Origin of the sequence: Natronomonas sp. CBA1123, assembly GCF_009741925.1 — an archaeon.
Lineage (GTDB): Archaea > Halobacteriota > Halobacteria > Halobacteriales > Haloarculaceae > Natronomonas.
In genome coordinates this window covers 1-19,069 of record NZ_WPCC01000035.1, presented here as the reverse complement: position 1 = coordinate 19,069, position 19,069 = coordinate 1, and the positions used below count along the sequence as shown (strand labels likewise).

General features: G+C 65.2%; 25 protein-coding genes and 1 tRNA gene. 11 read left to right on the top strand and 15 right to left on the bottom strand.

The window, feature by feature from the left end; genetic code table 11:
• Positions 1-66 precede the first annotated feature (66 nt).
• Together GJ631_RS13880 and GJ631_RS13875 are read left to right on the top strand one after the other, a co-directional pair.
• Positions 67-798 (top strand): GNAT family N-acetyltransferase, encoded by a 732-nt coding sequence (locus GJ631_RS13880; protein ID WP_156709731.1) that lies wholly within the window; start codon positions 67-69, stop codon positions 796-798.
• A 272-nt stretch (positions 799-1,070) separates the two neighbouring features.
• A complete protein-coding gene (locus GJ631_RS13875; RefSeq protein WP_370518679.1) occupies positions 1,071-1,817 on the top strand; it encodes a ribonucleoside-diphosphate reductase in 747 nt (248 codons plus the stop codon).
• Positions 1,818-1,823: 6 nt separating this feature from the next.
• On the opposite strand, the gene GJ631_RS13870 is transcribed toward GJ631_RS13875, so the two are convergent.
• From GJ631_RS13870 to GJ631_RS13860, 4 genes are all read right to left on the bottom strand, one after another.
• Positions 1,824-2,333 carry a hypothetical protein gene (locus GJ631_RS13870; RefSeq protein WP_197425072.1) on the bottom strand — a complete coding sequence of 170 codons (510 nt, stop codon included), beginning with the start codon at positions 2,331-2,333 and terminating at the stop codon, positions 1,824-1,826.
• Positions 2,334-2,392: 59 nt separating this feature from the next.
• Positions 2,393-2,563, bottom strand: a complete 171-nt coding sequence (locus GJ631_RS18700; protein ID WP_197425070.1) for a hypothetical protein — start codon at positions 2,561-2,563, stop codon at positions 2,393-2,395.
• 32 nt (positions 2,564-2,595) lie between these two features.
• Complete coding sequence (locus GJ631_RS13865) at positions 2,596-3,888, bottom strand: sorbosone dehydrogenase family protein (protein WP_156709729.1); 1,293 nt, start codon at positions 3,886-3,888, stop codon at positions 2,596-2,598.
• A gap of 65 nt (positions 3,889-3,953) precedes the next feature.
• Positions 3,954-4,382 carry a DUF2391 family protein gene (locus tag GJ631_RS13860; RefSeq protein WP_156709728.1) on the bottom strand — a complete coding sequence of 143 codons (429 nt, stop codon included), beginning with the start codon at positions 4,380-4,382 and terminating at the stop codon, positions 3,954-3,956.
• 49 nt (positions 4,383-4,431) lie between these two features.
• Here GJ631_RS13860 and GJ631_RS13855 point away from each other — a divergent pair, with 49 nt between their 5' ends.
• Positions 4,432-4,878, top strand: a complete 447-nt coding sequence (locus GJ631_RS13855; RefSeq protein WP_156709727.1) for a DUF2085 domain-containing protein — start codon at positions 4,432-4,434, stop codon at positions 4,876-4,878.
• Positions 4,879-4,922: 44 nt separating this feature from the next.
• Positions 4,923-5,264: a TM2 domain-containing protein gene (locus GJ631_RS13850; RefSeq protein ID WP_156709726.1), complete on the top strand. Its 342-nt coding sequence runs from the start codon at positions 4,923-4,925 to the stop codon at positions 5,262-5,264.
• A 1-nt stretch (position 5,265) separates the two neighbouring features.
• Here GJ631_RS13850 and GJ631_RS19490 read toward each other — a convergent pair whose 3' ends face one another.
• The 6 genes from GJ631_RS19490 to GJ631_RS13825 all read right to left on the bottom strand — a co-directional run bounded on the left by GJ631_RS19490 (position 5,266) and on the right by GJ631_RS13825 (position 9,337).
• Entirely contained in the window at positions 5,266-5,985 is a 720-nt protein-coding gene (locus tag GJ631_RS19490) for a CAP domain-containing protein (RefSeq protein ID WP_156709725.1), read from the bottom strand.
• A 41-nt stretch (positions 5,986-6,026) separates the two neighbouring features.
• On the bottom strand, positions 6,027-7,106 hold the full coding sequence (locus GJ631_RS13840) for an iron transporter (RefSeq protein ID WP_156709724.1): 1,080 nt from the start codon (positions 7,104-7,106) through the stop codon (positions 6,027-6,029).
• A gap of 74 nt (positions 7,107-7,180) precedes the next feature.
• Positions 7,181-7,681 (bottom strand): winged helix-turn-helix transcriptional regulator, encoded by a 501-nt coding sequence (locus GJ631_RS13835; protein ID WP_370518678.1) that lies wholly within the window; start codon positions 7,679-7,681, stop codon positions 7,181-7,183.
• Entirely contained in the window at positions 7,678-7,983 is a 306-nt protein-coding gene (locus tag GJ631_RS13830) for a hypothetical protein (protein WP_156709723.1), read from the bottom strand. Before GJ631_RS13830 ends, GJ631_RS13835 begins: the two co-directional genes overlap by 4 nt.
• 160 nt (positions 7,984-8,143) lie before the next feature.
• Positions 8,144-8,290 (bottom strand): hypothetical protein, encoded by a 147-nt coding sequence (locus tag GJ631_RS18695; protein ID WP_178915126.1) that lies wholly within the window; start codon positions 8,288-8,290, stop codon positions 8,144-8,146.
• An 84-nt stretch (positions 8,291-8,374) separates the two neighbouring features.
• Positions 8,375-9,337, bottom strand: coding sequence for a glutathione S-transferase family protein (locus GJ631_RS13825; protein WP_156709722.1), 963 nt, complete (start codon positions 9,335-9,337; stop codon positions 8,375-8,377).
• A gap of 207 nt (positions 9,338-9,544) precedes the next feature.
• On the opposite strand from GJ631_RS13825, the gene GJ631_RS13820 reads away from it, so the two are divergent.
• Together GJ631_RS13820 and GJ631_RS13815 are read left to right on the top strand one after the other, a co-directional pair.
• Positions 9,545-10,129, top strand: coding sequence for a 2Fe-2S iron-sulfur cluster-binding protein (locus GJ631_RS13820; RefSeq protein ID WP_156709721.1), 585 nt, complete (start codon positions 9,545-9,547; stop codon positions 10,127-10,129).
• A gap of 73 nt (positions 10,130-10,202) precedes the next feature.
• Positions 10,203-10,275 (top strand) — tRNA-Arg (locus GJ631_RS13815).
• Positions 10,276-10,311: 36 nt separating this feature from the next.
• Here GJ631_RS13815 and GJ631_RS13810 read toward each other — a convergent pair.
• Genes GJ631_RS13810 through GJ631_RS13800 form a run of 3 tightly spaced genes read right to left on the bottom strand, consistent with a single transcriptional unit; the run spans position 10,312 to position 11,951 of the window.
• Positions 10,312-11,220 (bottom strand): ADP-ribosylglycohydrolase family protein, encoded by a 909-nt coding sequence (locus tag GJ631_RS13810; RefSeq protein ID WP_156709720.1) that lies wholly within the window; start codon positions 11,218-11,220, stop codon positions 10,312-10,314.
• Between the two features lie 43 nt (positions 11,221-11,263).
• Positions 11,264-11,542 (bottom strand): hypothetical protein, encoded by a 279-nt coding sequence (locus GJ631_RS13805; protein ID WP_156709719.1) that lies wholly within the window; start codon positions 11,540-11,542, stop codon positions 11,264-11,266.
• Positions 11,543-11,594: 52 nt separating this feature from the next.
• Entirely contained in the window at positions 11,595-11,951 is a 357-nt protein-coding gene (locus GJ631_RS13800) for a hypothetical protein (RefSeq protein ID WP_156709718.1), read from the bottom strand.
• Positions 11,952-12,106: 155 nt separating this feature from the next.
• Here GJ631_RS13800 and GJ631_RS13795 point away from each other — a divergent pair, with 155 nt between their 5' ends.
• Positions 12,107-12,988 carry a hypothetical protein gene (locus tag GJ631_RS13795; protein WP_156709717.1) on the top strand — a complete coding sequence of 294 codons (882 nt, stop codon included), beginning with the start codon at positions 12,107-12,109 and terminating at the stop codon, positions 12,986-12,988.
• A gap of 165 nt (positions 12,989-13,153) precedes the next feature.
• On the opposite strand, the gene GJ631_RS13790 is transcribed toward GJ631_RS13795, so the two are convergent.
• Positions 13,154-13,636 (bottom strand): pyridoxamine 5'-phosphate oxidase family protein, encoded by a 483-nt coding sequence (locus GJ631_RS13790; RefSeq protein WP_156709716.1) that lies wholly within the window; start codon positions 13,634-13,636, stop codon positions 13,154-13,156.
• A gap of 166 nt (positions 13,637-13,802) precedes the next feature.
• On the opposite strand from GJ631_RS13790, the gene GJ631_RS13785 reads away from it, so the two are divergent.
• Entirely contained in the window at positions 13,803-14,138 is a 336-nt protein-coding gene (locus tag GJ631_RS13785) for a hypothetical protein (RefSeq protein WP_156709715.1), read from the top strand.
• A 27-nt stretch (positions 14,139-14,165) separates the two neighbouring features.
• Here GJ631_RS13785 and GJ631_RS13780 read toward each other — a convergent pair whose 3' ends face one another.
• Positions 14,166-15,203 (bottom strand): bifunctional oligoribonuclease/PAP phosphatase NrnA, encoded by a 1,038-nt coding sequence (locus tag GJ631_RS13780; RefSeq protein ID WP_156709714.1) that lies wholly within the window; start codon positions 15,201-15,203, stop codon positions 14,166-14,168.
• Between the two features lie 150 nt (positions 15,204-15,353).
• Here GJ631_RS13780 and GJ631_RS13775 point away from each other — a divergent pair, with 150 nt between their 5' ends.
• From GJ631_RS13775 to GJ631_RS13765, 3 genes are all read left to right on the top strand, one after another.
• The gene (locus GJ631_RS13775; protein ID WP_156709713.1) at positions 15,354-15,998 is read left to right on the top strand and encodes a hypothetical protein; all 645 of its coding nucleotides are present in this window, start codon (positions 15,354-15,356) and stop codon (positions 15,996-15,998) included.
• 206 nt (positions 15,999-16,204) lie between these two features.
• The gene (locus GJ631_RS13770; RefSeq protein WP_156709712.1) at positions 16,205-18,313 is read left to right on the top strand and encodes a DUF4129 domain-containing protein; all 2,109 of its coding nucleotides are present in this window, start codon (positions 16,205-16,207) and stop codon (positions 18,311-18,313) included.
• A partial coding sequence (locus GJ631_RS13765) for a hypothetical protein (protein ID WP_156709711.1) occupies positions 18,310-19,069 on the top strand: 760 nt, incomplete at its 3' end. The genes GJ631_RS13770 and GJ631_RS13765, both read left to right, overlap by 4 nt.

The window sequence follows — 19,069 nt, the reverse complement described above, 5'->3', positions numbered from 1 at the left end:
CGGTGTGGAGTGCCGAAAGCTAACACGAACCAAGAACTCAAGTGGGCTTCACTCCTCCGGTCGGGTATGGAGACGACCGAGCGGCCGACGTTCGAAACGGAGGCCGGAGAGGAGATTTACCAGTACGTCGAACGGCACGGCACCGCGGCGCGGCATCGGGTTCGAGAGGTCACGTCGCTGCCGCCCGAGGAGTTCAGCGAGGCGCTCGAACAGCTGGAATCGAGGGGGTATCTCGAAGACGACGGCGGGACGCTACAGGTCGCCCTCGACGTGGGGTCGGTGGAGTCCTACACCGCCGGCGACGTCGAGTACACGATTCGGCCGGCCAAGCAGTCGGATTTCGACGGGCTCATCGACACCATCCGGGACGTGACGGCGAAGGATACCTACGTCGTCGCCGAATCCATCGCCGAGCAACTGCTGTACGAGGACGCCGTGACGCGGCACAACAGCGTCGAATCGCGGGTGTTCTTCGTCGCTACCGTCGACGGCGACGTCATCGGGTGGGCACACCTCGATTTGCCGCAGGTCGATAAACTCCAGAGCACCGCTCAACTCACCGTCGGCGTCCGCGGAGACTACCAGGACAACGGCATCGGGAGTCGACTGCTCGCACGCGCCCTCGATTGGGCGGAGGCCAACGGCTACCGGAAGGTGTACAACAGCGTCCCGACGACCAACGACGAGGCAATCGTCTTCCTCGAAGACCACGGCTGGGAGACCGAAGGCATCCGCAAGGACCACTACACTATCGACGGCGACCACGTCGACGAAGTGATGTTGGCGTACACGTTCTGAGCGCCGCGCGTTCGATGCACCTCTTGAATGGGCCTTCAGTGCGGGGTGTAACCTCTATACTGGTTCGTGTGAAACGTCATGGAGAACCATGAATATAGATAGCACACGTCACCTCCAACTCGACCGGGAGAGTCGGGGGGACGCGCTACTACCGCAACGCCGTCGAACGACACTGGGACCCCTTCGATATCGACCTCGAGGCCGACCGCGAGGCGCTGGTCGAGTCCCTACAATCCGCACCCGATGCCGAAGAGCGACTCGACAACTTCCGGATGGGCGTGGCACGGTTCGGTGCCGGCGAGCAGGCAGTCACCGAGGACCTCGCGCCGCTTGCGACGGCGCTCGACGACATCGACGACCAACTGTTCATCACGACGCAGTTGTACGAGGAGGGCAAACACACCGACCACTTCGACCGCTACTGGCGGGAGGTCATCCACCCCGTCGAGGAGGAACTCGGCTTCGAGACCTCCTCGCCGACCGACGAGAAGTGGTTCAACGAGGAGTACAACGACCTCTTCGAGCGCAACGAGGAAGCGATGCACCGGTTGCTCGACGAGCCCACGCCGGAGAACTTCGCCCGCGCGTACTGTCACTACCACCTCGTCATCGAGGGCATCCTCGCCCAGACCGGCTACTACGGCCTCCAGCAGGCGTACTCGAAGGACAACCACCCCGACCTCCCGTACCTGCCGGGACTGTACGAGGGCTTTACGCTCATCCGACAGGACGAGGGCCGACACGTCGGGTTCGGGATGGCGAAACTCAAGGAACTCGTCTCCGAGGGCGACGTCGACCCCTCGCTGCTCGACGAGACGGTCAACGAACTCCTGCCGTTGGTCGACGGCATCGCCGCCAACCCCGACGAGGAGTACCGCGAGGACATCGGGCCGAGCCCCGAGGAACTCCAGCAGTTCGCCACCGAGAAACACCTCCAGCGGATGGAGCAAATCAAAGACGCCGCAGAGGACGTGCCGGACCTCGAATCGCTCACGGAACTGGAGGGCGTCGGTGACTGAGACGGCTCAGTACCGATAGACTGCGTCGGCGATGCCCGCGGTTTGCCCGACGCCGACGAGTGCGAGCGACGCCGCGAGCGCGGGTTCGGTTCCGGTGGCGACGCCGAGCGTGTAGCCGACCGCACCGAGCACGCACAGCACCGCCCCGCCGAAATAAATCCACGCGCCCTCCCGCACCCGTCGACCGGTGTAGACGAACCCGGCGGCGGGTAGTCCAATCCAGCCGTACAGTGCGACTGAAAACAGCGCGGTCGAACCGCTGTCGACGCGGAAGCCGACCGTTCCGGCCACCGTGACGAGGAAGCCGACGGTGATGACCGTCCGCCACGCCCACAGCACGCCCTCGCTCATCTCTCGCCAGGACGTGACGGCGAAGGCCGCGAGCAGGATGCTCATCACGACGTGGGCGACGAACAGCGTGTAGGTTTCGACGCTGCCAAGGTGGGCGGCGGTGACGAACGCCCACGCCAGCGGGACCAACACGACCGGTCCGGTCTCTCTCGCGTTTCGGAACACAACACCGATTCGCGGCGGGACGACAAATAGCTCCGTCCACATCGGTCGGTGTACTCGTCTCACTCGTCGCCGACGAACACCGTCTTCAGCCGACTGCCGCAGTTCGGACAGCAGAACGTCTGCCACTTCGTCTCGTCGAGCCCGCCCATCGTCTTCGTCCGGACCGCCGTCTCGCGGTCGGCCGTCGTCCCGCAGGTGTCACACTCGAAACTGTCGCCGCCGACGGGCATGCTCGGAGTGAGGGCCCGCTGAACCCTGAGCCTTACGTCGGTTCGATTCTGACGATTCGGTCGTCGGAGTCGACCGGGAAGTCGGTGAGCGTCCGCCCGTCGCGGTTCGAGGTGAGCAGGTACAGCGCGCCGTCGGGGCCCTCTTCGACGTGCCGCAGTCGGCCGTATTCGCCCTCGTAGAGTCGGTGTGCGGTCGCGGTGTAGCGGTCGTCCAGCCAGTCCGCGTCGAAGCGTCTCCCGCCGTCGGGCCCCGACCCGTCGGCGTTGAGGGTCACACAATACAGCGTCTGGGAGCGCAACCCGGCGACGAACAGTCGATTGTGCCATTCGGGTATCGCCTCGCCGGTGTAAAACGTGCTGCCGGAGGGCGCCCACGTCGTGTCGGCGCCGGTGTTGAGAATCGGCGGCGTGAACGCCTCGCTCTCGCCGTAGGCGTTGTACTGGACGCCGCCGGGGCCACCGCGGGCGACGTTCCAGCCGTAGTTTCCGCCGGGGCGTAACGCCGACACCTCGTCGCGGTTCAGCGGCCCGTGTTCGGCGACCAGCGGCTCCCCGTCCGGCGTGAAATCGATACCCTGTGGGTTCCGGTGGCCGAGCGTGTACGTTCGGGGGTCACCGCCCGCCCCGAAGTCGGGGTTCCCGGGTGCGGGGTCGCCGTCGAGGGTTACCCGAAGCACTGCGCCGCCGAGGGAATCGGGGTCCTGTGCCACCTCGGCGCCGTCCTGTGCGTCGCCGGCCAGTATCCAGAGGTGGCCGTCGGGGCCGACTTCGATGCGGCCGCCGTTGTGCCAGTCGTTGGCCGGAATCCCGTCGACGACAACCGAGACCTCGTCGGTGTCGACGTCGTAGCGGACGACTCGGTTCCGGAGGGCGTCGTCGGCGGTGTAGTAGACGAACAGGACTCGTGGGTCCGGATACCCGGGATGGGCGGCGATGCCGAGCGTGCCGCCCTCGCCGGGGCCGGTTCGGTCGGGGAGGTCACCCGCCGAGAGCACCGTCGTCGCGTCGTCGGGCTGGAGGCCCGTCTCCGTCGCCAGTGTCTCGGCATCGAACCGTCGGACGCCGCCGGTCCGCTCGGTGAAAAGCACCTCGTCGCCGGCGAAGGTCAAATCCCATGGAATCGAGAGGTTCTCGACGGCGGTCGTCGCCGTCACCTCGGCGTCCAGCGGCGACCCCTCGGCCGCCCGCCACGTCGGTGTCGCCGGCCACGTCGTTTCGCCCTCGCCGGTGGGGTACTCGTCGGCTTCGCCCGCGAAACAGCCGGCAGTCGCCGTCAGGCCGGCAACGCCACAGGCGAGCAACGTCCGTCGCGTCGGCCGATGCATACCCGCCATCGGAGGGCGAGACGGATACGTTCTCTCCCACCGGCGAACGTTCGACCGCCGGCACGTCAGAACACGGAGTCGGCGGTCGCAGCGCCGACGACGCTGAACACCGCGCCGACGGCGATGGCCCGCAACGTGACGACGAGCATCTCGACGCCGGCGAGGTCGTCGAGGAAGGTGCCGGGGGCGCCGAACGCCACCGCGAGAATCGCGACCGACCCGTAGGAGACGAGCATCAACGAGAGGAACCGGGCGGGAATCCCCGCGAGCTCCCTGTCGTCGTCGGGGTCGCGCCCGGCGGCCTTGTACAGCGCCGCGTAGCCGATGGCGAAGACGATGGTAACCGTCAGGAGCAACTGGAGCAGGTTCATATCGCGTGCAAGCGTCCACACCTCCTCGGTGACGACGAACGGGCCGGCGAGCAGAAACCCACCGACGACTTGCTGAGCCGAGTCGGCGAGCCGGAACTGCCCTCGGGGCCGGATTCGGCGCATACTCGCCCCGTCGGCAGCGATAAGTAAAACGGCTCCGTTGTCCGTGGCGATGGTCGACCGAGCGGGAATCCGCGCCGCCCTGTCGGAAACGCGGGGGTATCTCCTCTCACATCACGGCCCCGACGAGCACTACCGGTGTTACGCGCCGGTCGTCTTCGGCCGTCGTGTCCGCCTGTGTGCGCGGTGTTTCGGGATTTACCCCGGTATCGCACTGGGTGTCCTCGTGGCGCTTCTCGGACCGACGGTACTCGGCAGCCTCGCCGTCGTCGCTTTCCTCCCGATTCCGGCGCTGCTTGACTGGGCGGCGACGACGTTCATCGACAGACGAGGGTACAACGTCATTCGGACCGCCAGCGGGGGCCTCCTCGGGTTCGCCTACGGCGTCGGACTCGTGGGGCTCCTCGTTGACGGCGACGCTCGGATACTCGCCGTCGGCGTCGTCTATGCCGCCGTCGCGGGCGGACTCCTCGTTGTCTCCCACCGCGCCGACGGCTGATTTCGGGGGTCAGTTATATACGGTCGCGCGGAGCAACTCCGAGTATGTCGACCGAACACGGAGACGCTGGCGGCCCGGCGGAGGACGAACAGTACTGTTCGAGCTGTGGCGAGATAATCAAGAAGGAAGCCGAAATCTGCCCGGAGTGTGGCGTCAGACAGAAATCTCCCGCACAGGACTACGATAAGGACCGCGTCACGGCGGGCGTTCTCGCCATCCTGCTCGGCGGGCTCGGCGTCCACAAGTTCTACCTCGGCGAGACGGGAATGGGCGTGCTGTATCTCTGTTTCTTCTGGACGGCCATCCCGGCCCTCGTCGGTCTCATCGAGGGCATCCTGTATCTCACGAAGACCGACGAGGAGTTCCAGCGAAAGTACGTCAATTGAGTCAGCAGAACAGTTGCGTGACGTAGACGGCATCGTCGCCCACCGCGACGCCGACGCCCTGTCTCGTGTAGCGGTCTCGCAGTAGCGTCCGGCGGTGGCCCGGCGAATCCAGCCACGACCGGACGACGTGGTCGGCGAACGCACGCTCGGAGGTGGCGATGGCACCTCGCGGCGTCTGATAGATGTTCTCGCCGACCCGACAGTCGAGCCCGGCAGCGTCGACTCTGTCTTGCGGACCTTCCCCGTCGGGGTTCGTGTGGTTGACGAATCCTCGGTCGCGCATGTCGCGACTGTGTGCGCGAGCGACCGCGGCGAGTGAATCGTCGTGTTGGGTCGTTCCCACGCCAGCGTCGGCCCGCGCAGCGTCGCTTCCGTTCTCGATGTGGGTTTCGACCGCGTCGGCGTCGAGTCCGCCGCCGTCGAAGGGGTCGACAGCGGCGACGGCGCCCAACGCGAGGCCGACGATGACGAGCGTCAACACGGCGAGACCGACGCCCGGCCGGAACAGCGACGATAGCGATGGTGTCTCGCCGTCGGTGTCGTTTCGCTCCGCGTCCGACTTGTCGAGGTCTAGTCGCCAACCGGCCGTCGTTCCGGCGGCCGTCCCCGGACAGTCGTGGGCGTCGGGCGGCCGGTGGTCAGGACAGTACGCTCCACCGCAGTGCGGACAGGCGTCGCTGACCGTCGCGTCCTCGCCACAGACGGCACACTCGGAGGCCACGGTCGGCTTACGGTCCGGTCCCTCAAAACTGCGGTGTCGAACTACAGCGTCAACTCGGCGTTCGGCATCTGAAGGAACGCCGTCTCGTACCCTTCGTGGCGGGCCACCTGTGGGTGCGTGACGACTTCGAGCGTGAGTTCGTCGCCCGCCTGCACGTCGTCGACGGCCGTACCGTAGTGGTAATTGAGGCTGTCGTCGAAGGTGCGCTCGAGTGTCCCCTCGAAGACGGTCTCGCCGTCGCGTTCGACGGTCGCGTCAAGCGCCATTCCCGGCAACACGAGTTCGTTGTACGGCGTTCGGGCCGACACCGCGAGATAGTCGCCCTCGCCGTCGACGCCGTCGGGGCGCTCCGAGAGCGAGACGACGACGAGTTTCGCCTCGTCGCTTTCGGCGGTTCCGTGGTGGGTTCCGGGGAGTTCCTCCGGCGTGGGTGCGACGCCGAGAGGGTGGTTCATCTCCATGACCGACGGGACGGCGGCCTCGCCGGCCCGGTCGCCAGCCCGCTCGATGCCGAGTTCGTCGCGCTTCTCGGTGGTGAACTCGAAGGGAACCGTGACGCTGCCGGGGTCGCTGAAGCGGCCCACGTACTCGCCGGTCCGACGGACGTTCGTGCCGCCGACCGACATCGTCACGTCGTAGGTACCCTCGCCGTCGAGTTTGAAGTTCGCGCCGTAGTGAAAGCCCATCCGCGCCGACAGCATCGGGTAGATGACCTGTTCGTCCAGCGATTCGCCGTCGCGGGCGATGTCGACGCTCATGCCCGTATCCGGGAGGACACGGCCGGTCTGGGGGTCCCAGACGACCGCCATCAGGTGGATGTCGTTGCTCCCGTCGACGTCGTGGAGGTTGGCCTCCTCGGGTTGGGTCGTCGTCGCATCGACCCGCCAGAAGCGGTGCGGGTAGGTGTACATCAGCGCGAAGGCGTACTCGCCGTCGTCGGTTTTGGCCATATCGACCATCGCCATCCCGTCGACGTGCGTCGGGTAGTACACGCGGTCGGGTCGGTTCTCGAGAATCGGCGGCGTGGAGGTGACTTCCCGCGTCCGAATGAGGTCCGAACAGCCGGCCACTCCGACGGCACCGGCACCGAGGCACGCACGAACGTAGTCGCGGCGTTGCATTACGTATGCGTCGGTTCGGGACCCGTATTTGGATTCTGGTCCGACCGTCGAATCATGCGGACTGTCGTCGTCCGTTATTCCAACAGCGCGTCGACGAGTCGCGTAAATCGGTCGACGAGGCGCTCGGGGAGCCGCGGGTCGGCGGTGTCCAGCAACTCGGCGGTCCGGTCGGCGTCGACGACGGCGAGTTGGTGGCCGTCGTAGCGCTTCTCGAGTAAGCCGGCTTCGACGAGTCGCTCGGTGTGCCATGAGAGCGTGCTGCGGGCGATGCCGACCGATTCGGCGATGTCGACGGGTCGACTCGGTCCCTCGTCGAGCAGGGTCGCGACGATTTCGGCGCTCGTCTCCCGGCGCAACAGCGCCAGTGCCGCTCGCTCCCACTCGTCGTACTCCGGCGGGTAGTAGTGGGTCCGACCGAACAGTTCGTCGGTGACGACGGCGCTGCGGCGCCGGAGTTTTCGGACGTGATACTGGACCTGCCCGGGTGCGAGGTCCAGCGCCCGGACCAACTCGTTGAAGTGGACGCCCGGGTCCTCCCGGATGTGTCGTTCGATGCTGTCGCGGGTGCCGCTCACCGTATCTCACCTCCGATGCGGTCACCGAGGGTGTGTGCCGACAGCACGGCGGCGATGACGAGGGCGGCCATCACGATGTCGAGTCCGTGTTCCAAGAGGTGGTGTGCTTCCAGCGAGAGTCCGCCGGTCATGTATCCCACACCCGTCATTGCGCGGACGAAAAGCGCCGCGAGGGCGAGTGCGACCAGCAGATACGGCCACGAGCGTCGCTGGATGAACGCGGCGAGGCCGACGCCGAGGATGCCGGCAGCACTCACCGTCCCGAACGCCAGCAGAACGCCGAGTATCAGTGTGTAAGCCATGGTTTGGGGTGGGCTTCTGCCGTTTCTCTTACGGCAGAAGCGAGTCGTCGCCCGTCGCTAGGGATTCGAGTCGAATATGGGTTCCGTCGCGAGTCACCGTCCGACCGTAGCGGTGGCTCCCCACCTCGAGTAATAATCAGAATCAGCCGTCACCAACCGCTCACAGCTCGATTTCCTGTTCCTCGTACAGTTCTTCGAAGTCCCGCTCGCGCTCTTGGGCCTCGAGTTCCCGCTCGATTTCGTATTCGCGGCGCTGCTCTCGCTTCTTCCGACCCTTCTGTTCGCGGCCTCGCTTCGTATCCGGCATGGCTATGTGTGGGTATACCACGCACACATATATGCGTAACGCCACCGGCGGAGTCTGCGCCCGGGAGAACGGGGCTCGACGATTTCAGACCGGAGGCTCGCCGGCAAGGGCGTCGCGGTCGTGCGGGGCCTCGAAATCGGGGTTCGGTCCCATCGGCACGATTCGTTTTGGGCTCACGTCCGGATGCGTGGTGTAGTAGTGTTCCTTGATGTGGTCCATGTGGGTCGTCTCGCCGAATCCCGGTGTCTGATACAGGTCTCGTAGGTAGGGCCAGAGGTTGTCGTACTCCCGAATGAGTTCGTGGTTGCACATGAAGTGGGTGTGGTATACCTCGTCGAAGCGGACGAGCGTGGTGTACATCGCGATGTCGGCCTCAGTGAGACGGTCACCGACGAGATACCGCTGGTCGGCCAGCACCGAATCCCAGTGGTCGAGGGCGTCGAACAGTTCGGTGACGGCTTCGTCGTAGGCCGACTGCGTCTCGGCGAAGCCGGTTCGGTAGACACCGTTGTTGATGGGCTCGTAGATATCGTCGAGGACGGAGTCGATGTCCGCTCTACGGTCCGCGGGTGCGAGGTCGACGCCGTTGCCCAACCCGGCGAACGCCGTCGTCAGGTTCCGCATAATCTCCCGGGACTCGTTGTTGACGATGGTGTCCTCCTTTTTGTCCCACAGCACCGGCACCGTGACACGGCCGGTGTAGTCGGGGTCGGCCTCGATGTACACCTCCCGGAGGTAGTCGGCGCCGTTGACGGTGTCCTCGGTGGCGCCGTCCTTCTCGGGGGTGAACTGCCAGCCCTCGTCGTCGCGGTAGGGGTCGACCACGTCGACGGAGATGGCGTCCTCCAACCCGAGCAGTTTCCGAGTGACGAGCGTTCGGTGCGCCCACGGGCAGGCATACGACACGTAGAGGTGATAGCGACCCACTTCGACGTCTTCGGCGTCGACGCGGTCCCGGAACGTCGTGGGCTGGCGCTGGAACGACCCGTCGTCGTCGGTGGGGTCGTACTCGGTTACCCACTCGCCGTCGATGAACTGATTGACCATACCGCTCGTCCGCGCTCTCGGGGGATATGCTTCCGGGCGACGACGGGGGTTGCCGGAATCGGTGACGGTAGAATCGCCGTCGCGTAATTTCGTGGTACTGGGCAGGAGTTCGAGTCGTTCCGTCGCCGTACGCGGAGGCGGCCGAAGGCCGCCGAGGAAAAAAGGTCGAATCACAACGCTATTGAAGGGCCTTTACTAACATCGAATATGGTCACGACAGTGGGTATCGTTGGCGGGGCGGTGCTGACACTCGCCGCGGTCGTCCTGCACTTCTCGAAGGGCGCGGAATGGACGCCCCGAGAGGACATCTCCGACGAGGTCGTCGAACAGCGGGCCTCGGCGGTCCCGGAGACGGAGTTCCCCGAACCGGGCAACCGCAGTATCGGCGGTGGCGGTGCGGCCGCCGCGGCGGTCGCTGCCGGCGAGGGTGAAAGCGAGGGCGAACTCGAAGACGGCGAGGCGGGCGACGACAGTCCGGCCGCCATCCCCGACGACGAAGCGGAAGTGTACGAAATCGAGTACGTGAAGGAAGGCACCACCATCGAGGTCAAGGAGAACGAGACCGTCCTCGAGGCGGGCGAAGACGAGGGCTGGGACCTCCCCTACGCCTGCCGGGAGGGACAGTGTATCTCCTGTGCCGGCCACATCACCGACGGCGGCAACAGCGAGGACTACGTCGAACATCACACCAACCAGATGCTCGGCGACCCCGAGCTCAACGACGGCTACACGCTTACCTGCGTCGCCTACCCCATCTCGGACTTCTCAATCGAGACCGGCGAATCGCCGTAACGCTCGACTTTCTTTGGCCGTCTGTAGTTCCGTTCACAATAGTTACATCACGGCTTCGGCTACTCGTGAGCAAGAACCCGTAGCTCAGTGGACAGAGTGCTTGGTTCCGGACCAAGATGTCGCGGGTTCAACTCCCGTCGGGCTCGTTCCGTTTCGGAACGTTTCGAATACAAGAACGGCCCTCACGCTATCTCCACGAGTCGGGTCGCTAACTCATCGAGTTCATTCCTATCGGCAATAGCAGAAAGCCACCGTTCAGGTAGTTCGGACGCACCGAACCGTGCACCAGCGACTGCCCCCGCAATCGCACCGATTGTATCAGTGTCCCCGCCACGGTTGACGGCGGTCACAATCGCCTCCTCGGCGGTTGGACATCCCAAGCCATCGTGGAGTGCTGTTTGCAGTGAATGGATCACGTATCCGGAGGTCTCCAGGGTGTCGGGTGAATCACCTCTGGTAAGTGGTCGAAGAGCAGAAATGAGTTCGTCCGGCGCACTCTCACCGAGATAGTCGAGGGCATCCCGTAGCGGCCTGTCGACGTCTTCGAGAACCCCTGCAAGCGTGAGGTTCAACACCGCACAACCGTAGGTGCACCGTGGGTCAGCGTGTGTAATTTGCGATGACTGCTTGCTGATGTCGACGAGCCGGTCGCTGTCGGTCGCGTACGGAATCGCGAGCGGTGGACAGCGCATCACGCTCCCGTTGCCGGCGTTTTGTCCTTCGGGGCTGTTTTCCCACACCTGCTGGCCTGCCTCGTCCCACGCTGCACCGTGTTTGAGGCGGCTTAGTGACTTCATCGTCATCCGGCCGATGTCGAACGGGTCGCTGTCGTACCACGTGACGAAGCGGGCTGCAATATCAGTCGGTTCGAACGCCTGCTGTTCGGCAAGGCTTCGCGCGATACACAGCGCCTGCTCGGTGTCGTCGGTAATCGTCCCCGCGGGCTGGTTCCACGCTCTGTTCCCGACCATTTCGTCGAGTCGCCCGTGTTCAGCAGCAATCTCGGCGGCAGTCGCGAACTCGACTGGCCGTCCGAGTGCATCGCCACACGCAAGCCCCAGTAGGACCCCACGAGCCTGATCCAGCGCCATGCGTGGGTCAACGACTACCGCTGAGAAAAATGTACGGTGGCAGTCACTCGTCGGGTTTCGTCCCCGTACGGAGGTTCTCTCGATACGCTGCCAACGCTTGGTACATCTCGACTCGTTCTTCTTTCGTCATCGTGTCGTGTTCGTCCGCATCGTAGAACGGAAGTTCGTCTTTTTCGGGCATTGTCATTACTCTCCCGAGTGGGTGGAGTTGCTCGTAGTAGTGTTCCAAGACCCACTCTTCGCCGTGCTCGTCGACGGCTTGCTGGATGTACGGGGTGGCCTCCGGGTACTCTTCGGCGAGGGGTTCGAGTGTATCAGTCATCGGGAGTCACGCATTGCTCGGCTTGTCCGGTCCGTAGTTCACGAGTCAGTGCTCAGGCGCCCGTGAATTCCGCGAGCGAGTGGTTCGGGCTGTCTTTGTTCCACTTGCCGATTTGAACGAGGTCGAACGCCTCGATGGATGCGTCGATTTCCTCGGCGATTCGTGCTCGGACTGCAGTAGAGAGACCGTCGACTGGGATTACGGTGAGCGTGTGCTGGGTGAGGAGGTAACTCGTTGCGAGGCTCGTCGGGGCAACGACGATGACGTCGGATCCATCGACACCGGCGAGTGCGAGTTGGGCGTCCCGGTGCTTGATCACAGTCGCATCAAGTTCATCGACGGGGAAGAGAAACCCAACATCCCCGTATTCGACACTCGTCCCTGCCAACTCAAAATGCCCATTAAACATAATCACATTCTAATATATGCTCTATGGGCATTAAATTTGCGGTGGATGGGGGCTCCATCTGCGACCCCCGAACGTCATGTTCCCTAAGGTGGCCATCTCCGTCTTCCTGTCCATTATATATCCCGGCCCATCGAACGGAGCGAATTCGAGTTCGAGTGTCACAACCTCCCCTCGAACGGCAGATGCGAGCAGGGTGGCTCCAAACCATTACAGGGATTCGGTTCGAGCGGACGGTAGCGATGATTCGAGACGAGCCGGAACTACTGGCGCTCGTCTCGCGACTCCAACACGCCGAACAGGCGGGAGCGGACTTCTTCGCGAATCGTTCGCTCCCGGAGTACACGGTCGTCGAGGAGTTGGACCTCACGACAACCGAGGCCGCTCGGTTCCTGACGCTGTCGCTCGTCCCGTTTCACGCCCATCCATCCGGCCGTCCCAAACCGCAGATCGGACGGGTGGGGTTCTGGCGCGTCTGTAAGACCCTCTGGCAACAGCATCAGTGGGTGTACGACCCACATCGGCTGGTCGCCACCGAAGGGGAACAGGAACTCGAGGCGTTCTTCAATCGGCTCGATATCATGGACGCCTACGACGCCCACTGGTGGTTCACCTCCGCCGTCACGCTGTACGAGCGCTTCGATGGGGGCCCAGAGGGACTCCTGCGCCAGGCCGACTACGTCGCGCCCCATGCGGCGCGATTGGTCCGCGGCGCCGACTTGCCGGGCATCGCGGACGCCGTCAGTACGCCGTTCTGGGTGCGGCTGATGCACGACTGCGTTGCGCCGCTGGCGGGGATGGGATGGGTCTCGCTGCCAGTCGACCACACGCTGTTTGCGGTGACGGAAGCCCTCGGCGACCTCGATGTCGACATCGGGAATCGCGAGGATCGCGAGACGGTCCAAACGTTCTGGGAGGTGTTCTGCGAGAAGCACGGGCTCGTCCCATATCGCGTCGAGAAATCGCTCCGGGTGGTCGGTCTCTACTGGCACCGTGGCGGCCGGGACTACGTGGCATCGGTGCTCGAGGACTACCGGTAAGGCGAACAATCGAAACTCGAAGGCACGCCCTCCCGTGAGAGTTGGGTGGTGCCTCCCCCTGCTGGCGGTACGCGGTTGATTCGTCCGCTTCGTAGCGGGAGCAGAGGAAGCGGGCCCAGCGTTCGGTGTCGCGCTACTCAATCAAACGAAAAACGAGTGCTGGACTCAGTTCTCGGAGGAATCCGGGTCCATCTCCGGTGGGGTTCCGGCGTGTCTGATTCCCGTCTGGGTCTGTATCTCGAACCGGTACACAGCGACATCCTCCGATTCGCTCGCGTCGTTCAGCGCCTCGGGGCGCTGGAGTGGTTCGAGAGCGTCCCCGAGCGAATCCCACTCCCGTTCCGGGACTCGACTGATGATACCTTCGAGGCTGACGCTGCTCCACATGTACTCGGTATCGGCGGAGTACACCAGGAAGCTGGCCGCGGCGGTTTCCTCGGTCAACAGCGCCTTCTGGCTTACGTCCCCGACGACGTAGGTGAAATAGAGGTTCGTTTCGCCGTCGAATCCGTAGGACAGTGGCACCATGTACGGCAGTCGCTCGGTCGGGAGGCCGAGGACACCAGTGCCCTGCGTTTCGAGGAACTCCCGAATCGTCTCCTCGTCCATGCGTTCGACGCCGTGGTCGGCGAGCTCGTCGATTGTCATGGGTCGTATACGACTCCGTCCTCATTAAATTGGACGGGCGAAACGGGGTCTGGACACCACGCTGTTCGTCCAGCTGGCCAGCGTTCGCATCGGTCCTTTCGGCCCCGTCAGACGCGTGGCCGACTGGTCTTTTTGTACGATGCCGTCCAAGCCGATACTCCACAGCATGTCGCCTCGTGATACGGATGACGGCGAGCGTCCGACATCGGGAACCGACGGTCACGTTCCCGTCGAGGTCAGCGTCGGCGCCGACACGGACGAACAGCCGCCCGTCGAGTCGAACACGCGCATCGACATCATCGTCGACCGGGAGTCGTATCCGACGGCGCGACTCGACGACGGTCGGTACGTCGCGTGGTGGTTCACTACCGACGCTCCCGAACCCGATGCGGCGGTGACGAGCGAGTGGGTGACGGCACCCACGCGCTTTCTCGCGGCCGGGACGTTACACGAACTCTGGGAGAACCCCGCGGCCTTCGATTCGCTGACTGCACAGGGGTAACAGCGGGCGCTTCGACCCTTCGGTCGGTCACTCCTCTGTTGTCTCTTTTCGGCTCTCGGATTCGACTAACCCCAATCCATCGAGAAGTCGGTCGGTGACGACGGCGGCGACGATGTCGACGAGCGTTGTGTCGTCGCTGGTGTAGCCGGCGAAGATGCCGAGCGGAATCTCCCCACCGGCCATCTCTCGGTGGCCGCCGGCGCTTCCGACCTCATCGAACGTCGTCGAGAGGACGTCACCGATGTTGACTCGTGCGTCCGTCGAACGGGCGCTGATGTGAATCGACTCGTCGATGATGCCGAAGACGATGGCGGTTTCGACGCCCTCCAGCGTGGCGAGATAGTCGGCGGCCTGCGGCAGGGCATCCCGTTCGGTCGTCCGGCCGACGTGAGTGATGAGGACGGCGCCGCGGACGGTTCGGTTGTCGATGGCGTCGGCGATGGCGTCCACCGTCGCCCCGGTGACCGATGGCGAGGAGAGTTCTCGGAGGAGTCCGCGGTCGGCGTGGTCGTGCAGTCTGGCGGCGGCTTCGTACTCGGCGGGTGTCGTCCCTCGGAGGAAGCCCAGCGTCTCGCGCCGTATCGCGAACAGCAGCGCGGTCGCGAGGGGCGTGTCGAGTTCCACGTCGAGTTCTTCGACGTACTCCGCGAGGATGGTTGCCGTCGCCCCGAGTTCCTCGCGGTGGTCGACGAACGTCGCGTCGATGTCGTCGTTCGGGTGGTGGTCGATGACGATGTCGACGTGCGTCCCCTCGGGCACCTCGTTGTTCGCCCCCGGAACCGCGTGGTCGACGAACGCGAGCAACGAGTCCTCGGGGCGTTCGGTGATGGCGGCAGCATCGAACGGCTTGAGGTCGATTTCGAGGAGATTGACGAACGCCCGGTTCTGCTGGTGGCTGATTCGGCCGCTGTAGACGATGCGACGTTCGTCGATGCCCACCTTGGCGGCGATTCGTCCCAACGCCAGCGCGCTCGCGAGACAGTCCGGGTCGGGGTTGTTGTGACAGACGATGGTGAGTTCGGAGGCTCCCGACAGCAGTTCCTGAAGTGATGCTGCGTTGCTCATCCGTATCGTCTATCGGGCCGTCGCTACAAGCCTCTGGCCCCTGTCGGTGACCCCTCGCCGCCAGAAGATAGACGATTATTACCATTTCTTGGTATTGAGTGGTATTTGGTGGTAAAGTTTATATGGTCGGGACGCGTTAGTTCAATTACAATGAGCCAAAACGACTCCGCGGTCAGCACGATGTTCAGTTTCCAGCGCAGCACGCTCGAACAGACCCAGAACGCCATCGAGTCCGGCGTCGAGTTCCAGCAGAACGTCAACGAGCGTCTCGTCGAGAGCTTCGACACGACCCGACAGTTCTCCGAGCGCAGTAACGACCTCGTCCGCACGGGCGTCGACGCCTACTTCGACGCCATCGAATCGGCCGTCCCCGGCGACCAGGACGTGCTGGCGGACGTTCGTGAGACCCTCGACGAGCAGCTCGACGAACTCGAAGCCAACCAGTCCGACGCCCTCGACACCATCGAGGAGAACCTCGACGACGGCCACGAGTCTGTCGACGAACTCCTCGAGGACTTCCTCGAGACCCTCGACGAACAGGTCTCCCAATTGCTCGAAGCCAGTGAAGACCTCGAAGACCAGACCGTCGACGCCCTCGAAAACCTCCAAGAGTCCATCGAGGACCTCCAGGAGCAGCTCGACGAGCGCTCCGAGGAGTTCCAGGACCAACTCGACGAGCAACTCGACAGCATCCAGGAACAACTCGAAGAGCAGGCTGACACCGTCCAACAGCAGATAGAGGACGTCTCCGAACAGGTCGAGGACGCGACCGAGAACACCGACCTCACGGCGTAACTCGGCTACACACCGTCGAACCACCCCTTCGACGTTTTCCCGTTTTCACCTAGCTACCGTCAGGTCTGTTCCCCACGCCGCCCTGACAGCGCGTGACGGCCCTGCTCGGCTACTCTCACGTTTTCAGTCCGCCCGACACTTTATACCGAAGAACGGCACAACGTACACACCGAAGCGGTCCCCGAACGCGAAAACAGGGTGTACGGATGAACGACGACGCGCCGTCCCCGGAGAGCACGGACGAGACCACCAGCACCGCACAGGTCGGTCTCGTCGTCCTCGCTGCGGTCGCACTCGTCGTCGCCGCCTTCCTCGTCCCCGTCGTCGCGCCGTCGGGCGGCGCTGGCTCCGGGGACGACTCAGGCGAGAGCGACTCGACGGGCCAAAATCCCGGTACCGGCGGTTCGGGAGAAGCCCCCGACGGCACCTTCGATTTGTACGAACTCCTGGAGTGGTTCCTCCCGGAGAACGACGGCGAACCCACGCGCACCGAGCCGCGCTGTTCTATCGGTCTCGACCGTCAGCCGGAACCCGGCGGCGAGGTCACGGCGCGGGTCACCTACGAGGGCGAGCCGCTCGCCGACGCGCCCGTGTGGTTCAACGGCGAGCGCGTCGGCACCACGAACGCCGACGGCGAGGTGACCGGGTCGGTCCCCTACGAGCGCGAACTCACGATTCGGGTCGACGTTCCGGGGCGCCCCGACTGCCGTGCGAGCACCGACAGCGTCCGCCAAGGCGGCGCTCCGGACCTGTCGTCGCCCGCAGGGTTCCCGGCCCTCTCGGTCGCTGCGGCGGCCCAGGGGACTGTTACGCCGAACGCGAGCGTCACCTACCCGGTCGACGGTACCGTCACGGTCGACGTTCGCGGGCGGCCCTACCCAGGCGACACGCTCACCGTCGAGTCGGCAATCGACGGCCGACCCTTCCGCGGCGCCGGGGTCTTCGTAGACGGCGAATCAGTTGGCGAAACCGACGCCGACGGCACCGCGACCGTCGCGGTCCCCGAAGACGGAACGGAACGATTCCAGGTCCGCGTCGTCCGCGGTGACTTCGCGGGGGCCGAACGGGTCGACGTACTCCTGCTGTCGGCGTCGCTCCGCTCGGAGAACCTCCTCGCGCTCCCGGGAACCGAGGGCGACGTCATCGCTCGACTGGGGAACGAACCGACCGAAGCCGCCGTCTTCGTCGGCGGTGAACGCCGCGGGACGACCGGTGCCGACGGTCGACGCACGGTCGACGTACCGTTGAATCCGACCACAACGATAGCGGTCGAGACTGCGGACCAGCGGGCGACGACCAGCGTCGCGTCCCACTACGCCGTTCCGGCGGGCGTCTTCGCCCTCGTCGTCGCGCTGCTCGCAGCAGCCGCCTACCGCATCCGCGGTCGCCGCGGCGTGGCACCCGTCGCTGCCGGTGTCGCCGCCGTCGCTGCAGTCGTCGTCGCCGACGGCCTCTACGGACCGACCGGCCGATACGTCGCGCTCGCTTCGGTGATTGCCGTCGTCGTCGGTATCGCCCTCTACCGGTGGCGGCGGTCGGTTACGAAGGGTGCCACCACGGCTGGCGGGACGCTCCGCTGGCTGGGCGTCACCGCCGTTCGCGCGGCCACGAACGTCCGCCGCCTTCCCAGCCTGCTCCGACGCCTGTGGTCGTCGCTCGTCGAGTCGGCGTACCGCAACGTACTCCGTCTGGCCGACGACATCGGGCGCCTCGCGTCGGCTGTCGCGGCGACCGTGCAGAGCGCAGCAGCACGTCTCATGTCGTTCCCGCGGTCGGCATCCGAGCTCTTCGAGCGTTTGCGCGAGGTCCTCCGCTCGACGGCCGGCGGTATCCGACGGACCGTTCGGAACCCGATCGTCATCGCCCTCGCGGTGGCGGGCGTTGGAGCGACGGCCATCGGCTATCGTGTCGCCGACGGCCTCGGTGCGGTTCTCGGAGCGACGGTCACGCTCGTCGTCGCCGTCGCTCTCGCGTTCCGTCGCCGTTCTGTCGACGATTCGAACGCTGACGGCCCCACCGCCAGCGAGAGTGCCTCGGCCACGCCGGGTCACGTGACCGACGACGGTCGCTCGATTCGCGCGCTGTGGCGTGGCTTTGCCCGACTCGTCGCTCCGAACCGATGGCGCTCGAGTACTCCCGAGGAGATAGCCGCTGCCGCGGTCGAACAGGGGTTCCCCCGCCGACCGGTCGCGGAACTGACGCGACTGTTCCGGGAAGTGGAGTACGGCGACCGCCCGCTGTCGGCGGCCGTCCGCTCGCGTGCGGCCGACGCCTACGAAGCCATCCGACGACGCGGCGGGGGTGAAGAGCAGTGAGACGCCAACTGCTCGCCGCCGTCGCCGGGTTCGTCCTCGTGTTGGTCGGTGTCGCGCTTGCCGTACTTGCCGAGTGGCCGAGTTCCTCGACGGTCGAAACCGGTTTGCTCGTCGCTGTCGCGCTCCTCGCACTGCTGTTGGCCGCGCTGAAAATCAGGGCGCCTCCCGATTCGACCGCCGACGGAAGGCGGTCGTCTACGGAACCCTTCGCTTCGCCTCCGCCCGAAGAAGTCGCAAGCGAGTATCCACTCTCGAGTGTCGCACTCGCCCGCATCCTCGATGGTGCGGGCGAGACGGCACGCCGTGAGGGGACCGTCGAGGACGGCATCGACGTCGTCCGGCCGGCGCTCCGTGATACGCTCGTCGGCGCGCTCACACAGGGCGGGACCGCCGCCGAATCCGTCGATGGCCTGCTGGAATCGGGCGAGTGGACGGACGACCCTGTCGCCGCCAGCGTCCTCTCCGAGCACGTCGACCCACCGGACCAGTCGCTTCGTGCCCGCTTCGAAGCGTGGCTGTTTCCCGAGCGAGTCGTCCGACGGCGCGCCCGTCGTGCGACGGAAGCGGTCGCGGTCGCCGCCGAAGCCGCGCTCCCGACCGTCCCCCGGACAGACGGCACCCCCGGACCGTCCCCCACCGTCACCACGTCGCTGTCCGGAACTCCAGCGCGGCGGTCGACGGGCGACTTCAGCGCGCGACGCGACCCGATGGCGACTTGCCGTCGGCCCATCGCTGCCGGAGGCGTCCACCGACGAG

What these genes read in the sequence shown, in the direction of transcription:
- GJ631_RS13880 (WP_156709731.1), top strand. Translation starts at nt 67, where the DNA reads ATGGAGACGACCGAGCGGCCGACGTTCGAAACGGAGGCCGGAGAGGAG.
- GJ631_RS13875 (WP_370518679.1), top strand. Translation starts at nt 1,071, where the DNA reads ATGGGCGTGGCACGGTTCGGTGCCGGCGAGCAGGCAGTCACCGAGGAC.
- GJ631_RS18700 (WP_197425070.1), bottom strand. Translation starts at nt 2,563, where the DNA reads ATGCCCGTCGGCGGCGACAGTTTCGAGTGTGACACCTGCGGGACGACG.
- GJ631_RS13865 (WP_156709729.1), bottom strand. Translation starts at nt 3,888, where the DNA reads ATGCATCGGCCGACGCGACGGACGTTGCTCGCCTGTGGCGTTGCCGGC.
- GJ631_RS13860 (WP_156709728.1), bottom strand. Translation starts at nt 4,382, where the DNA reads ATGCGCCGAATCCGGCCCCGAGGGCAGTTCCGGCTCGCCGACTCGGCT.
- GJ631_RS13855 (WP_156709727.1), top strand. Translation starts at nt 4,432, where the DNA reads ATGGTCGACCGAGCGGGAATCCGCGCCGCCCTGTCGGAAACGCGGGGG.
- GJ631_RS13850 (WP_156709726.1), top strand. Translation starts at nt 4,923, where the DNA reads ATGTCGACCGAACACGGAGACGCTGGCGGCCCGGCGGAGGACGAACAG.
- GJ631_RS13840 (WP_156709724.1), bottom strand. Translation starts at nt 7,106, where the DNA reads ATGCAACGCCGCGACTACGTTCGTGCGTGCCTCGGTGCCGGTGCCGTC.
- GJ631_RS13830 (WP_156709723.1), bottom strand. Translation starts at nt 7,983, where the DNA reads ATGGCTTACACACTGATACTCGGCGTTCTGCTGGCGTTCGGGACGGTG.
- GJ631_RS18695 (WP_178915126.1), bottom strand. Translation starts at nt 8,290, where the DNA reads ATGCCGGATACGAAGCGAGGCCGCGAACAGAAGGGTCGGAAGAAGCGA.
- GJ631_RS13825 (WP_156709722.1), bottom strand. Translation starts at nt 9,337, where the DNA reads ATGGTCAATCAGTTCATCGACGGCGAGTGGGTAACCGAGTACGACCCC.
- GJ631_RS13820 (WP_156709721.1), top strand. Translation starts at nt 9,545, where the DNA reads ATGGTCACGACAGTGGGTATCGTTGGCGGGGCGGTGCTGACACTCGCC.
- GJ631_RS13810 (WP_156709720.1), bottom strand. Translation starts at nt 11,220, where the DNA reads ATGGCGCTGGATCAGGCTCGTGGGGTCCTACTGGGGCTTGCGTGTGGC.
- GJ631_RS13805 (WP_156709719.1), bottom strand. Translation starts at nt 11,542, where the DNA reads ATGACTGATACACTCGAACCCCTCGCCGAAGAGTACCCGGAGGCCACC.
- GJ631_RS13800 (WP_156709718.1), bottom strand. Translation starts at nt 11,951, where the DNA reads ATGTTTAATGGGCATTTTGAGTTGGCAGGGACGAGTGTCGAATACGGG.
- GJ631_RS13790 (WP_156709716.1), bottom strand. Translation starts at nt 13,636, where the DNA reads ATGACAATCGACGAGCTCGCCGACCACGGCGTCGAACGCATGGACGAG.
- GJ631_RS13785 (WP_156709715.1), top strand. Translation starts at nt 13,803, where the DNA reads ATGTCGCCTCGTGATACGGATGACGGCGAGCGTCCGACATCGGGAACC.
- GJ631_RS13780 (WP_156709714.1), bottom strand. Translation starts at nt 15,203, where the DNA reads ATGAGCAACGCAGCATCACTTCAGGAACTGCTGTCGGGAGCCTCCGAA.
- GJ631_RS13775 (WP_156709713.1), top strand. Translation starts at nt 15,354, where the DNA reads ATGAGCCAAAACGACTCCGCGGTCAGCACGATGTTCAGTTTCCAGCGC.
- GJ631_RS13770 (WP_156709712.1), top strand. Translation starts at nt 16,205, where the DNA reads ATGAACGACGACGCGCCGTCCCCGGAGAGCACGGACGAGACCACCAGC.